The organism is Sediminispirochaeta smaragdinae DSM 11293, assembly GCF_000143985.1.
Taxonomy (GTDB): domain Bacteria; phylum Spirochaetota; class Spirochaetia; order DSM-16054; family Sediminispirochaetaceae; genus Sediminispirochaeta; species Sediminispirochaeta smaragdinae.
Genome location: NC_014364.1, coordinates 4,224,679 through 4,236,974, shown reverse-complemented (window position 1 = coordinate 4,236,974; position 12,296 = coordinate 4,224,679). Strand labels below are relative to the sequence as shown.

Annotated in this window: 14 protein-coding genes; 10 read left to right on the top strand and 4 right to left on the bottom strand. The window is 48.9% G+C overall.

Features of this window, described 5'->3' with window-relative positions; translation table 11 throughout:
• Positions 1–16 precede the first annotated feature (16 nt).
• Positions 17–895, top strand: coding sequence for a glycosyltransferase family 2 protein (locus SPIRS_RS19810; RefSeq protein ID WP_013256475.1), 879 nt, complete (start codon positions 17–19; stop codon positions 893–895).
• 7 nt (positions 896–902) lie between these two features.
• Here the strand turns inward: SPIRS_RS19810 and SPIRS_RS19805 are convergent, their stop codons facing one another.
• From SPIRS_RS19805 to SPIRS_RS19790, 4 genes are all read right to left on the bottom strand, one after another.
• Positions 903–1,331, bottom strand: coding sequence for a GNAT family N-acetyltransferase (locus SPIRS_RS19805; RefSeq protein ID WP_013256474.1), 429 nt, complete (start codon positions 1,329–1,331; stop codon positions 903–905).
• A 53-nt stretch (positions 1,332–1,384) separates the two neighbouring features.
• Positions 1,385–2,149 carry a class I SAM-dependent methyltransferase gene (locus SPIRS_RS19800; protein ID WP_245537634.1) on the bottom strand — a complete coding sequence of 255 codons (765 nt, stop codon included), beginning with the start codon at positions 2,147–2,149 and terminating at the stop codon, positions 1,385–1,387.
• A 37-nt stretch (positions 2,150–2,186) separates the two neighbouring features.
• Entirely contained in the window at positions 2,187–3,095 is a 909-nt protein-coding gene (locus SPIRS_RS19795) for a restriction endonuclease (protein WP_013256472.1), read from the bottom strand.
• A 129-nt stretch (positions 3,096–3,224) separates the two neighbouring features.
• Positions 3,225–3,785 carry a CD3072 family TudS-related putative desulfidase gene (locus tag SPIRS_RS19790; RefSeq protein ID WP_013256471.1) on the bottom strand — a complete coding sequence of 187 codons (561 nt, stop codon included), beginning with the start codon at positions 3,783–3,785 and terminating at the stop codon, positions 3,225–3,227.
• Positions 3,786–3,946: 161 nt separating this feature from the next.
• Here SPIRS_RS19790 and SPIRS_RS19785 point away from each other — a divergent pair, with 161 nt between their 5' ends.
• The 9 genes from SPIRS_RS19785 (at position 3,947) to SPIRS_RS19745 (ending at position 12,266) form a co-directional block, all read left to right on the top strand.
• Positions 3,947–4,690 (top strand): GntR family transcriptional regulator, encoded by a 744-nt coding sequence (locus SPIRS_RS19785; RefSeq protein WP_013256470.1) that lies wholly within the window; start codon positions 3,947–3,949, stop codon positions 4,688–4,690.
• Positions 4,691–4,777: 87 nt separating this feature from the next.
• The gene (locus tag SPIRS_RS19780; RefSeq protein ID WP_013256469.1) at positions 4,778–5,413 is read left to right on the top strand and encodes an ECF transporter S component; all 636 of its coding nucleotides are present in this window, start codon (positions 4,778–4,780) and stop codon (positions 5,411–5,413) included.
• 102 nt (positions 5,414–5,515) lie between these two features.
• Positions 5,516–6,271, top strand: a complete 756-nt coding sequence (locus SPIRS_RS19775; RefSeq protein ID WP_013256468.1) for an energy-coupling factor transporter transmembrane component T — start codon at positions 5,516–5,518, stop codon at positions 6,269–6,271.
• Positions 6,262–7,113, top strand: a complete 852-nt coding sequence (locus SPIRS_RS19770) for an energy-coupling factor ABC transporter ATP-binding protein (protein WP_013256467.1) — start codon at positions 6,262–6,264, stop codon at positions 7,111–7,113. The genes SPIRS_RS19775 and SPIRS_RS19770 overlap by 10 nt, the downstream gene beginning before the upstream one ends.
• 6 nt (positions 7,114–7,119) lie before the next feature.
• Positions 7,120–7,938 (top strand): energy-coupling factor ABC transporter ATP-binding protein, encoded by an 819-nt coding sequence (locus tag SPIRS_RS19765; RefSeq protein WP_245537633.1) that lies wholly within the window; start codon positions 7,120–7,122, stop codon positions 7,936–7,938.
• Positions 7,935–9,125, top strand: coding sequence for an MFS transporter (locus SPIRS_RS19760; protein ID WP_013256465.1), 1,191 nt, complete (start codon positions 7,935–7,937; stop codon positions 9,123–9,125). The genes SPIRS_RS19765 and SPIRS_RS19760 overlap by 4 nt, the downstream gene beginning before the upstream one ends.
• A 36-nt stretch (positions 9,126–9,161) precedes the next feature.
• Positions 9,162–9,935, top strand: a complete 774-nt coding sequence (locus SPIRS_RS19755) for a nucleoside phosphorylase (RefSeq protein WP_013256464.1) — start codon at positions 9,162–9,164, stop codon at positions 9,933–9,935.
• Between the two features lie 2 nt (positions 9,936–9,937).
• Positions 9,938–11,260 carry an amidohydrolase family protein gene (locus tag SPIRS_RS19750; protein ID WP_013256463.1) on the top strand — a complete coding sequence of 441 codons (1,323 nt, stop codon included), beginning with the start codon at positions 9,938–9,940 and terminating at the stop codon, positions 11,258–11,260.
• Positions 11,261–11,288: 28 nt separating this feature from the next.
• The gene (locus tag SPIRS_RS19745; RefSeq protein WP_013256462.1) at positions 11,289–12,266 is read left to right on the top strand and encodes a nucleoside hydrolase; all 978 of its coding nucleotides are present in this window, start codon (positions 11,289–11,291) and stop codon (positions 12,264–12,266) included.
• Positions 12,267–12,296: the final 30 nt, after the last annotated feature.

Here is a 12,296-nt window from a genome sequence, read left to right as displayed (position 1 = left end):
GTGGTAGAAAACCTTCATGGATCCGCTTGTCTCCGTCATTATACCCGTCTATAACCGAAGAAAACTCCTGGCCGATGCGGTTCGTTCTGTTCTGATGCAGAGTTTCGGTGATCTCGAACTCATCGTGGTGGATGACGGTTCCGACGACGGAACGGTCCACTCCCTTGGTCCCCTTTCCTCTGATCCCCGTATCAGGCTTCTTATCCCTCCTCGGAGCGGCATGGCCGGGGCTGTTCGGAATCGTGGTGCCGCCGCTGCAAGAGGGCGATGGCTTGCCTTTCTCGACAGCGATGATATCTGGCTGCCGGAAAAGCTTTCCCAGCAGTTTTCTCTTCTTCGTGAGCTGGGCAGTCTGGGCCGGCACCCCCGAATTATCCATGGCCGTGAGGTGTGGCTAAGAGGCGACCGGATAATAAGCCAGAAAGGGCAGCGCCATCGCAGGGATGGTGAGATCTTCTCCGACGCTCTTGCCAAATGCATCATCGGCCCTTCCACCGTCATGATGGAACGGCGGCTCTACCGTGAAAGCGGAGGCTTTCGCGAAGACCTTGAAATCGCGGAGGATTACGAATTCTGGCTGAGAATTACCGCCCTGGAGCCGGTTGCTTGGCTTTCCAATGACTGCATTATCAAGCGGGCCGGATCCTGGCCCCAGCTTTCGGAAAAGTATGGGCAGATAGAGAAGTTTCGCATCCAAGGCCTGCTTCGCCTTGTAAAGGATTCCTGGTTTGCCGAGCATCGTCGTGCCGGTGAAAACGACGGTGATGCCGCTCTTCTCCGACAGCACCAGGCGGAACAGACCCTGGCGAAAAAATGTCGGATATACGCCGCCGGCTGCCGCAAGCGGGGACGGCTGGAAGAGGCCTTGCGCTTTGAGCGAGAAATAGTCTTATAGCGGCTATTTAGGAAGCGATCGTCCCATTTGCTATCATTGCATCTTCATTTTCGAAAATGGCCATTGCCGTATTCATCTTTTTAAAGCCGAGTTTTGCGTAAAAGCCTTCTTTTCCGGGATTTGCATAAAGGATGATTTTTTTATGTCCTTTTGATTGGTTGATTAGGTGCTGCACTATTTGTTTCCCTAAACCATGTCCCTGGTAATCGGGGTGTAAGGCAATATCGCAGATATAGGAACAGTCGGCACCGTCCGCCAGGGCCCTGCCTGCCCCAATAAGTTCATCGTTGTCAAAGGCAAAACATGTAAACATGCTATTGCCGAAAGTGATTTTTAGTCTTTCCGGTTCCTTTGTACCAAGAGGAGCAATTCTATACAGATCGGACAACGCTTGCCAATCAATTGTGGATTGTTCGAATCTCCATGATATATTCATGAAAGGGCCTCCTCATTTCCGTTGGGCCGACAGCTATACAGACGTGGGAACATTTATACCTTTTTTACGGCTCGCGTTGCATAGAACGTTGGAACATTATATGCATGTAGATTCCCTTCGCCATTTGTATCCTGATAAATATCCGTCAACATAAAACCTGCTTTCAATTGCCCTCCGATTTGTTCCTCAATAGTATGAGAGAATTGGATTCCCCAATCATTCTTTAACGAGTACTCATACAATTCTTCATTTTCCAGCGGGTCGAAAGGGAGCCTGTGTATTATTTCCTTTTCATCATCATCAAAAAGATAGTTGAATCCATTGTCCAATCCTGCCAGGAGCACTCCTCCGTTTTTCAGGACCCTATAGCACTCTTTCCATACCGGAAGGACATCTTTTATATACGAATTTGATACCGGATGAAAGATAAGATCAAAGGAATCATCATCAAAAGGAAATGGTTGTGTCATGTCGGCCCGTACAAGTTCAACTTCATACTTTTCTCTTGCTGCAACAATTCTTTCATTGTTCAACTGTTTTTCCGAATAGTCCAATACGGTACAGTCAGCCCCCAATGCTGCAAAGATAGGAATTTGCTGTCCCCCACCCGAAGCCAATCCAAGGACTTTTGCTCCTTTAAAGTCGCAGAACCACTCTTTGGGGACGGGTTTGGTAGGCGTCAATACCACCGACCACGAATTATTCTGTGCCTGAGAAAATATTTCATGGCTGATTGGTGTTCCCCATTCCCAGCCTGTATTAACCCATCTATCAATAACAAGCGCATTAAGCTCTGTATAGTTTTTATCTATCATCATGTCTCCTTCTGAACGAGTTTGGATGGCTGATTAGTACTTATGTTGTGAAGTAATCAGTATCAATTTCTTTAATCTCTATGACTTCCTTTGTCCCTACTCCAAGGTTGAATTTGATCATGAGATTGGCAAGTCTTTTGCCATCAATTAAGATTATTTTTCGATCAATTGTCGAAACGAAATCATATGCACGATCCGGAAACGTACTGGTTGTAATAAATACACCCTTGTTTGATTTTTTTGATAATAATGCACCTGCAAAATCTCTTACTTCTTTTATCGGAACAGTATTTTTCCATCTTTTTGCTTGAATAAAAATCGTATCCAATCCTAGAATGTCTTCTTTGATTACTCCATCAATGCCACCGTCATTTGTTTGCCCTATTGCAGACCCTGCATCATCTACTGTTCCGCCATATCCCATGGCTAAAAGTAAATCTACAACGAGTTGTTCGAAATTCGTTGGCTCCATAGTTGATATGACGTCTAATAAATCTCGGCTAAGGCTATTGTTTATTAGCTGACTTTGTATGCCGATTATTTCTTCTGGTGTTTTCTCTTCAATTGTAATTTTGTTATTTGATTTCCGATTACTTCTTTCGGTATGTTCTTCTTTAAATTCTTGAAATCTCTCATAACGAGATAAAAAAGCAGTATCAATTTTTTGTGGCTTGCTTTTAAAGGCTTCTAAACCGACTTGTGTGATTTGATTATATGCTCGTTGAGGAGATTCAATTAATCCGGCCTTTCGTAAATAAGTACAGGCCCAACCGACGCGGTTACTGATTAATTTCGCACGGCCACTTGGAATCAGCTCTTTTGCTTCTTCTGGAGATATATTAAATTCTTCAATCATGTGTTGAACAATTTCACTTGTTTTTCGATTTTTTGAATCCGATAGGAACTTCAAGATTGGTAACATCAACGTTTCGTAATCAGGTATTGCCATTCATATCCTCTGGTGAAATAGTAACAGATAGTCATTCCGCGTACAACTTCAATATGTGTGCTCTTTACGTAGTGTTCCGAATCCTGGTGATACGCATGTCGTTTCAACCACCACGATTCCGGACAGTAGTTATGCTCTTTCCAGCAGGTCGAACAATCTTTGTGGCTCGTCGGCAAAAAGACCTACCACTGGGACCTGCAACCCCTCTTTCTCAAGGAGCCTGCGCAGCTCACGGATGAAAATGCCGTTCCCCTTCTCAAGGGTAACGGAATCGATGATCGCATCAACATTTTCTCTGCCTGAGAAATCACCTTTCCAACGAGCGCTCTTGCAGGTGTAGGTAACACCGCAACTGGGACTGCCGTCGATGCCGACAACACCTGCGATCTTGAACTTCTCAGGGTGGGAATGATATTCCTTGATTTGATCGATGTAGGGGGCAAGAAAGGCATCGCTGTAATTGCGGAAGAAGGTATTGTCAAACTGATCACTGACATGGCCCCATCGCTGAGGACCGTATAAGAGGAATTCAGGACAAGGCAACTGGACGAGTTGGAAACCCGCCTCTATCGCCTGTTTGAGAAAGAGGCGACGGAGGTTTTCTTCCTTTTCCATCTCTTCTTCACAAAAAAGTTCCACCTTGGAGGCGGTATTCAGAATGCAATGCGAAACAAACAGTATCTTGGTCATGACTAACCTCTTGCAACAGAAATAACATTGCTTACCCTGTCTGTCAATTATTATTAGTATAAATCAGGATATAGGCTTATAGGTTCCACTATATCTAATTAGAAATAAATTGATACCAATAAATTATTGACGTATTGGTATTACTATTTTATGATATTTTTATGTATGAAGGGCATATCCCCGATGGGATGAAGAAAAAAAAGCTTCCGATGTATATCTCTGTCTACAATCGTCTCTGTGATTTCATTGCCGATATGGAGCCGGGCGCTAAACTTCCGACCGAGGAGATGCTGATCAGGCAGTTTGCCGTTTCCCGTAATACCCTGCGTCAGGCTTTACAGCTGCTCGAAGAAGATCGCCTGATTAACAGACGGCAGGGATCGGGAGCTTATGTTTCGCGACGTCCCTTTATGCACAGTGCAAGCGTCAATCGCTATTCGACCATCGAAACCTTGCTGGATAAGCTTGATTTTTCCTGGAAACTCGCCTGTCTCGAGATTTCCGTCCAGAATGTGGATGAACTGGAAAGTGAGATTCTCTCTCTGCCCAAGGGATCGTTGATTCATGTCTTCGATCGCGTCTACAGGGATGCACAAGAGAAGGATATCGTTTTTGCGCATCTTCTGGATTTTGTTCCTCTGACTACCAAACTAGAGTTTCCGCGTTCGGGTCGCAAAGAAGAGATTGTGCGCTATGTAGAGGGAAAGGGTCATAGCAGCAGCTGTATTGTAACTGCAATAATTGCAGGTTCTCTCTATGCAAATATCTTTAAGGTGAAAGCAAATACCCCCCTTTTGCTTCTGCAGCAATTGGTCAGTGATGAAATCGGTACTCCGATATTTTTTAACAAGACAATTATTAATTCGTCGGTGAACGGACTGACGTTACGGGTCGATCGAATCTGAATCTTGGTCTCGTGTGCAAATTGTCACTATAGGGTCTCCCGGCAGTGGCGAATACCATAATTTGCATAACAGTAGGAGGTTAGGAACATGAGTGTGAAAGATGATTTCACCCTGATGAGTACGTTGCTCATTCCCGTGGCAATTGCTCTGAATGTCGTAGGTGGCCAGATTGCGGCGGTCTTGGCCCTTCCGATCTATATCGATTCGATCGGAACCATCCTTGCCGGTATTTTGGCGGGTCCCTGGGTCGGCCTTGTCGCCGGTGTCCTGAGCAATGTTATCAATGGTATCTTTCAGCCGAATTTTTTCCCCTTTGCCGTGGTAAGCGGAGTGATTGGTTTGGTTAGCGGAATCCTTTCAAGAAAGCATATGTTTACCACCTGGTGGAAGATCATCATTTCTATTCTCTGTGTTACCCTTGTAGGTGTGGTTGTGGGGTCCCCCATCGTTATGTATGTCTATGGAGGCATCACCGGTAATGGCAGCACCTACCTCACGGCATTGATGCTGGCAACGGGAAAGACCCTTTTTACTTCGGTATTTACCTCACAGGTTTTCACCGAGATTGCAGATAAGGGCCTTTCGATCATTGTGGCCTACATCATCATAAAGGCAATGAGCGATCGTATCCTTGTCAAATACCCCTGTGGCGAACAGTTCCTTAAACATAAGAAGACTACTGCTGTTGAGGCTCCTGTTGCCGATGACGGAAAGGATGCCTAGACATTTCGACAGCAAGACCGAAGAGATAGCAGGCTGATTATCATCCCGCCGGGCATGGGCTTGGCTTCCGGCGGGATAGAAGTGATTCAACAGAGGACTTTTATGGATGTTAAGCGGCGATATTTGAATAAGCTTTATCCCATCACAAAACTTTTGTATCTTCTTCTCTTTTCCATACTGAGCATTATTGTGCCCTCGTGGTGGTATTCCTATATTCTTTTTATCTTTCTTGTGCTTTTTGCTGCGACGGGGGATAGCATCAAGGTGTTCATGAAAAAGATCGCCCGCTCGGTCCTTTTCCTTTTTATTCTTATTTTTGCCCTTCAAACGCTATTTCGGCCGGGGCAATATATTATCTTTCATCTCTGGATTTTTGCGGCAAAGTGGGAGGGCATCTTTTACGCCTTAAATCTCTGCGGTATTCTCCTGGTTATCGCCAGTTCTTTTATCCTTTTTTTTCAGACAACGCAGATGCAGGATTTGATTCTCTCTTTGGAGGCCTCCGGCTTTTCTCATACGGCATCCTATATCATCTTATCGACGCTCCAAATGATTCCCCAAACCAAGAAGCGGTCGGAGGTAATCATGAATGCCCAACAGGCGCGGGGTATCGAGACGAAAGGAGGTTTAAAGGTCCGACTGCGGGCCTTTATTCCGATGCTTGCACCATTGATTTTGAGTTCCTTTTCGGGAATTGAGGAACGGGCCCTTACCCTGGAGGCCAGGGCCTTTTCTGCTCCCTGTAAAAAAACGCACATCCGCACCGTGGAAAAGGGACGGTTCGACGGTCTGCTGAGAGTAGTTGCCGCCCTTATTCTACTTGCCGCTGTTGCCGGGAGGTGTACCATATGGCACTGATAGAAATCGATGATTTTAGCTACCAATATCCCGTCAGCGACGACTTTGCTCTGAAAAATATCACCTTCTCCATCGAACAGGGAGACTTCGTGGGTGTCATTGGGCCGAACGGAAGCGGTAAGACCACCTTATGCAATGCAATTCGCGGCTTTGTTCCCAGTTTCTACAAGGGGATCAGCTTCGGCCAAATCCTATTCGAGGGAAAGGATCTTTCAAAGATTTCCTCAGGAGAATTGGCTGTTCGTATCGGGTACATCTTTCAGAATCCCTTCAATCAGATAAGCTATATCAAGGATACGGTTTTTGAAGAGCTCTGCTTCGGGCTGGAAAACCTTGGTGTGGAGGCTTCGGAGATTATCAGGCGGGTCGAGGCCATCATTGACGAACTGGGCATAGGATATCTAAAGGATAAGAATCCCTTCGAGATTTCCGGCGGGCAGCAACAGCGGGTCGCCCTTGCCTCGATTCTTGTTATGGATCCGGATGTGCTGGTCATCGATGAGCCGACGAGTCAGCTTGACCCTGTGGGTACCGAACAGGTCTTTGCCATTATCGATCTGGTCAAGCAGAAGGGAAAAACAGTGATCCTTGTTGAGCACAAGATAGATCTTGTCGCCGAATATGCCGACAAAATCATCGTTATGGATAAAGGACGGATCGCCTTTTTCGGGCCGACCCGGGAAATTCTTTCTGACGAGCGGCTTTTGGACCATGATACCCAGATTCCCGTTTATGCGCGGATAGGCCATCGGCTTCGAAAGGCGGGAAAACCGGTGGAACGGATTCCCATCACCCATGAGGAGACGGTAGTTCTTCTCCGGGATCTTATGAACCACAAATAGGTAACAATGATGCATGCAATTGAACTTGTAGATGTAAGCTTTTCTTATCCCGGCGGATTTCAGGCCGTCGATCACGTCGGTATGGGCTTTGATGCCGGCGAGGCGGTTGCCATCGTCGGACAGAATGGGGCAGGAAAAACGACGACGGTGAAATTGATGAACAACCTTTTTCAGCCGACCGAAGGAACCGTTTTCGTGCAGGGCAAGAATACGAGGGATTTTTCTACCGCCCAGATTGCACGAAAGGTAGGGTATGTGTTTCAGAACCCGGACGACCAGCTTTTTCAGTCTTCGGTTGAAAAGGAGGTCATCTATTCTCCCAAAATGAATAAGGTTCCGGAAGAGGAAAGTAAGAAATGGATCGATCTGGCGGTTGAGCTCTGCGACCTGGAAGACAAAATGGAGCTCAACCCCTACGATCTTCCCCTCTCCATTCGAAAATTCGTCACCATTGCTTGCGTTATTGCCATGAACCCCGATGTGCTGATTTTCGACGAACCCACGGCGGGACAGGATCTACATGGGCTGAATTTGCTGGCCCGTATTATCGAAGTCTTACAAGGGCGGGGAAAAACAATCATCACCATCACCCACGACATGGATTTTGTCCTGGAACATTTTCGTCGGGTCATTGTAATGGCCGACAAGCGGAAGATCGCCGATGGTGACGCCCGCGATATTTTCTGGGACATGGAGATCATGCAAAAGGCTTCACTGAAACAGCCGCCGGTCTGCAGCCTGGCACGAGAGCTCGGTCTGGCCAGAGGAATTGTGACGCAACAGGAACTCTTGGATGCCCTAGGCCAAACGGCAGATATTGTATGAAACGAAACGATACACTTTGTACTTACTCACGTATAGCCGTTATAGAGGCCTACGGCCTCTATCTGATGACCGGTATAGCCGCCGCTTGTATCGGGGCTTCTATGATTGCCTTGACCGGTTATTTTCAAGTCTCGGTGGCTCAGGTAGCGGCTCTCAGCTCTGCCTTTGCCCTAGGCCGGGTCGCAATGGTCTTTTTTTGCGGTATCATCACCGAAAAACTGGGGGTGCGGAGGTCGTTCATGATCGGCTACCTCGCACTTGGCATCAATTTCATTTTTATGCCCCTGAACACCCATTACTGGCTTGCACTTATTCTCATGGCTATAGCGGGCATGGGTATGGGGTTTCAGGACAGCGGCTGTCCCGTTATTCTCTCCCGGGCTTTTTCGATGAATTACAGCGGTGCCATGAGCGCGGGACAGGCATTTTTCGGGATTGGGAATTTTATTCCACCACTTACAATGTCACTTCTCCTTTTGTCGGGATTGAGCTGGAAGGTGATGTTTTTCATCTTCGGCGCTATGACCTTCGCATTGTTCGTTGCCACTTTTTTCATGCCCCGTGAGCGCATTCTGGATAATTCGAGCGAACATGAACACGGTTTCTCTATGACATGGTTGAAGCGGGAGGGAAAATTCTTTTTCGTCTTGTTTCTTACCAATTTCTTCTATTGCTCTCTGCTGAATATTGTCCATATTTACACCAATCCCTATGTTCTCTCGTTCGGGATCCATGAGAGTATTTCGGTAAATGTACTCACCATGTTCAGCGTCGGGGCTGTCATCGGCAGCCTTGCCTTTGTCCGCATTTTAAGGAGGGCCAGGCCGGTAAAGGTACTGTTGGTAAACCTTGTTATCGCCTTCCTTGCCCTCTGCATTGCCATCATTTCGGGAAACATTATTGTCTTTTTCATCATGTTTACCATAGCCGGTGCCTTCAGCGGGGTGCTTTTTTCCGTTTTGGTTACGCTGGCCACGGATGCGGCCCCCCGGCATACGGCGATGGCGGCAAGCCTGATCGGTTTTACGGGGGGGATCTCCGATATTCTCACCCCCCTGGCAGTGGGGCGGGTTGTGACCGTGGCATCGGTTCGAATTGCCTTTCCGTTGGTCCTGCTCGCCACCGCCATTGCCGTGGTCGGCGCCTATATGGTAATTCGTCTGCAGCCGCGGAAACAACAGGCTTGATACGTCGTATTTTTCTCTATTCAAGGAGGGGCCGGAATGGGATATATACAATCGAAGGAAGTACTGAACGAAAAGGGACAACAGTACCATATTGCCTGTAAGAAGGGGGATGTGGGACGTTATGTTTTGCTACCCGGGGACCCCTTCCGGACCGATGCTATTGCGTCCTTTTTGGACGACGCGCACCTGGTTGCCCATAATAGGGAACATAAGACCTGGACGGGAAAGCTCGACGGGGTTGATGTGTCGGTAACAAGCACCGGCATGGGCGGACCGTCGGCAGCCATCGCTCTGGAGGAGCTGATCCACTGCGGGGCCGATACCTTCATCAGGGTGGGGACCTGCGGCCGAATCTGTGCCGATAGTTTCGAAGAGGAGGGGCATGGGGTGATTGTCACCGGTGCGGTCCGGGATGAAGGAACCAGCCGACAGTATATCCCCATCGAGTATCCCGCCGTAGCCGACCGCGCGGTCGTCGAAGCCCTTGCCCGGGCTGCGGCAGACCTCGGCCATTGCTTTACCGAAGGTCTCTGCCAGTCCAAAGACTCCTTTTACGGACAGCACGATCCCGACAGCATGCCCGAGGCCCATGCCTTGCATCGGCGCTGGAAGGCGTGGGAGGTCGGTCACGTCATGGCCAGCGAGATGGAAACCGCAGCCCTTTTTATTGTCTCTTCCATTCGCGGCTGCAGGACCGGGGCGATCCTTGCCTACGAGACGATGAATGACCCGACCCTCGATGTGGCCTGCCTTGCAATCAAGCATTTGATCGCTGCAGACCTTCGCCGAGAGAATGTGAGAGGAGCCTGACAATGGACAGCTATCTGGTACGAAACTGCGACATAGCAGATGTTGAAACCCTCTCCTTTCGACGACAGGATATCCTCGTCGAGGGGATGCGAATTGCTAAAATAGCTTCCTCCATTCGCCCGACCGGAAATGAGACGGTCATTGATGCCGGGGCTAAGATGTTGCTTCCAGGATTTGTCGACTGCCATAGCCATCTTCTTCAGACCTTTAGTAAGGGCTACCTGGACGATTATCCCATTGTCGACTGGCTGGTGAGGATGTACAAGATCGAAGAGGTGATGAGTGAGGAGGATAACTACTATGCGGTCCTTCTCGGCTGTCTGGAGGCTCTTCGTTTCGGTACGACCACGATCAACGAGATGTGCGGGCAGCGCTATCTCGACTCTACCATGCAGGCCATTGATGATTCGGGGATTCGGGCCACCGTCGGGCTTAGTCATACCGATATACCGGAAAATGACGTCACCCCCTTGTGGACGGTGGAGGAGAGTCTAAAGGAGTCCGAAGAACTGTTTCATCGCCACCATCTTCACCTTGAGGGCCGCCTGCGAACCTCATGCGCCCCTTCAGGGCTTCCCGCCTGTTCTAAGGAGTTGATGCAACAGCTGAAGGGGTTTACCCGATCTCATGGTCTCATCTTTCATACCCACTTGGCCGAGGGGCCGGTAGAGACGAAAAAAATCAGAGAATGCACGGGCTGGGGAGAGGCCGAGGCCCTCTACAACTACGGTGTGCTGGATCGGGACACCCTCCTCGCCCACAGCATCTGGCTGGAGGATGATGAATTGGGCCTGATCAAAGAGAGCGGCGCCCATCCTGTCTATTGTCCGTCTACCAACCTGAAGATAAGTGATGGTATCCCTAAGGTTGATGCGATGCTCAAGATGGGTATCCCTGTTTGCCTCGGTTGTGACGGTGAGGCGAGCAGCTCCAACCGCGATATGGTTCTGGAAGCCCGGATAGGAGCCTATCTTCAAAAAGGCGCCTCCCTCGACCCTTCATCAATGGATCTTTCAACCACCTATGCGATGATGACCAGATGCGGTGCCGAGGCCCTGAAGTATTCTGACCTCGGCGTAATCCGGGAAGGCGCCCTTGCCGATTTCATCCTTGTCGATACCCGGGGCAATCTTGCCTTAAGTAACCAGAATACCCGTCTGAGTAACTTTCTGTATGCGGGAAGTGGCAGCGATGTGGACACGGTTTTTGTGAACGGAAGGTTGCTGGTACATGGGAAGAATTTTCTTTCCTTTGATATCCAGGAGATTCTGGAGAAGTGTGAAACCTTGCTCTCCGGTCTCGACGAAAAGATTCGGGGAATCTGAGAAAACTATGCATGAAGGAGAAATAATTATGGGAAAGAAGAAGGTCATTCTTGATGTTGATACCGGGACCGATGATGCCGTTGCAATTCTTTGTGCGGCGGCATCTGAGGCCTTCGACCTCATTGGGGTGACGGTCACTTGTGGTAATCTTCCCCTTGCCAATACCGTAGAGAATACCCTGCGAGTGCTTGCCCTAAGCGGCGGGGATATTCCCGTCTATGCGGGCTGTTCTCTTCCCATGGTACGGACCCTCATGCCGGGTAGGGCTCATGATGTCAGACTTCAGACCGTTTCGACGATTGTCGATGGTGAGCAGATTTCCATCCATGAACCATCTTTTCCTCTTCCCCCTTCACCCTATGCAGTTCGAAAGGCTCATGCCTGCTCGTTCCTCGTTGACACCCTGCGTAATGCCGGGGAAAAGATTACCATCATAGGGGTTGCCCCCCTTACCAACATAGCCGTTGCCCTGCGAATGGATCCCTCCATTGCCTCCAACATCGAAGAGATTGTCATTATGGGGGGGAGCGTTAGCTCCGGCAACAGGACTCCCACGGCAGAAGCCAATTTTTACGATGACCCCGAAGCGGCTCAGATTGTGCTCAAAAGCGGCTGTCCTGTCCGAATCTTCACCCTGGAAGCGACGGAACGTGTTCCCTGCGATCATGAAGATGCGGATGGTTTTCGCAGCCTGGGCACTCCTGCCGGAACCTTCGTCGGCAATCTTATCGACCGCTTCATCCATCGTTGTACCCAGCTGAATATTTGCGATAACGGCCAGGTGACAATCCATGATGCAATAACGGTTTGCGGCGTCATCGACCCGACAATCGTCACCTCCTTAGAGGCTGCAGCCTGTGATGTCAATCTCGGCGGATGGGCCGACGGTGCTCTCATTGCCGACCGAAGAAGCTTTGCCTCCCGGGATAGTAGTGTTCGGATTGTCTACGACATCGATAAAGAGCGCTGTGTGAATATAATGAAGGCCTGTTTGTCGGAGCTGTAGTCCGTTCAAACGGCCGATACCATTTGTTGA

Excerpts from the sequence above, each read along its gene's own strand:
- SPIRS_RS19810 (WP_013256475.1), top strand. The coding sequence starts at position 17 with ATGGATCCGCTTGTCTCCGTCATTATACCCGTCTATAACCGAAGAAAA.
- SPIRS_RS19805 (WP_013256474.1), bottom strand. The coding sequence starts at position 1,331 with ATGAATATATCATGGAGATTCGAACAATCCACAATTGATTGGCAAGCG.
- SPIRS_RS19800 (WP_245537634.1), bottom strand. The coding sequence starts at position 2,149 with ATGATGATAGATAAAAACTATACAGAGCTTAATGCGCTTGTTATTGAT.
- SPIRS_RS19795 (WP_013256472.1), bottom strand. The coding sequence starts at position 3,095 with ATGGCAATACCTGATTACGAAACGTTGATGTTACCAATCTTGAAGTTC.
- SPIRS_RS19790 (WP_013256471.1), bottom strand. The coding sequence starts at position 3,785 with ATGACCAAGATACTGTTTGTTTCGCATTGCATTCTGAATACCGCCTCC.
- SPIRS_RS19785 (WP_013256470.1), top strand. The coding sequence starts at position 3,947 with ATGTATGAAGGGCATATCCCCGATGGGATGAAGAAAAAAAAGCTTCCG.
- SPIRS_RS19780 (WP_013256469.1), top strand. The coding sequence starts at position 4,778 with ATGAGTGTGAAAGATGATTTCACCCTGATGAGTACGTTGCTCATTCCC.
- SPIRS_RS19775 (WP_013256468.1), top strand. The coding sequence starts at position 5,516 with ATGGATGTTAAGCGGCGATATTTGAATAAGCTTTATCCCATCACAAAA.
- SPIRS_RS19770 (WP_013256467.1), top strand. The coding sequence starts at position 6,262 with ATGGCACTGATAGAAATCGATGATTTTAGCTACCAATATCCCGTCAGC.
- SPIRS_RS19765 (WP_245537633.1), top strand. The coding sequence starts at position 7,120 with ATGATGCATGCAATTGAACTTGTAGATGTAAGCTTTTCTTATCCCGGC.
- SPIRS_RS19760 (WP_013256465.1), top strand. The coding sequence starts at position 7,935 with ATGAAACGAAACGATACACTTTGTACTTACTCACGTATAGCCGTTATA.
- SPIRS_RS19755 (WP_013256464.1), top strand. The coding sequence starts at position 9,162 with ATGGGATATATACAATCGAAGGAAGTACTGAACGAAAAGGGACAACAG.
- SPIRS_RS19750 (WP_013256463.1), top strand. The coding sequence starts at position 9,938 with ATGGACAGCTATCTGGTACGAAACTGCGACATAGCAGATGTTGAAACC.
- SPIRS_RS19745 (WP_013256462.1), top strand. The coding sequence starts at position 11,289 with ATGGGAAAGAAGAAGGTCATTCTTGATGTTGATACCGGGACCGATGAT.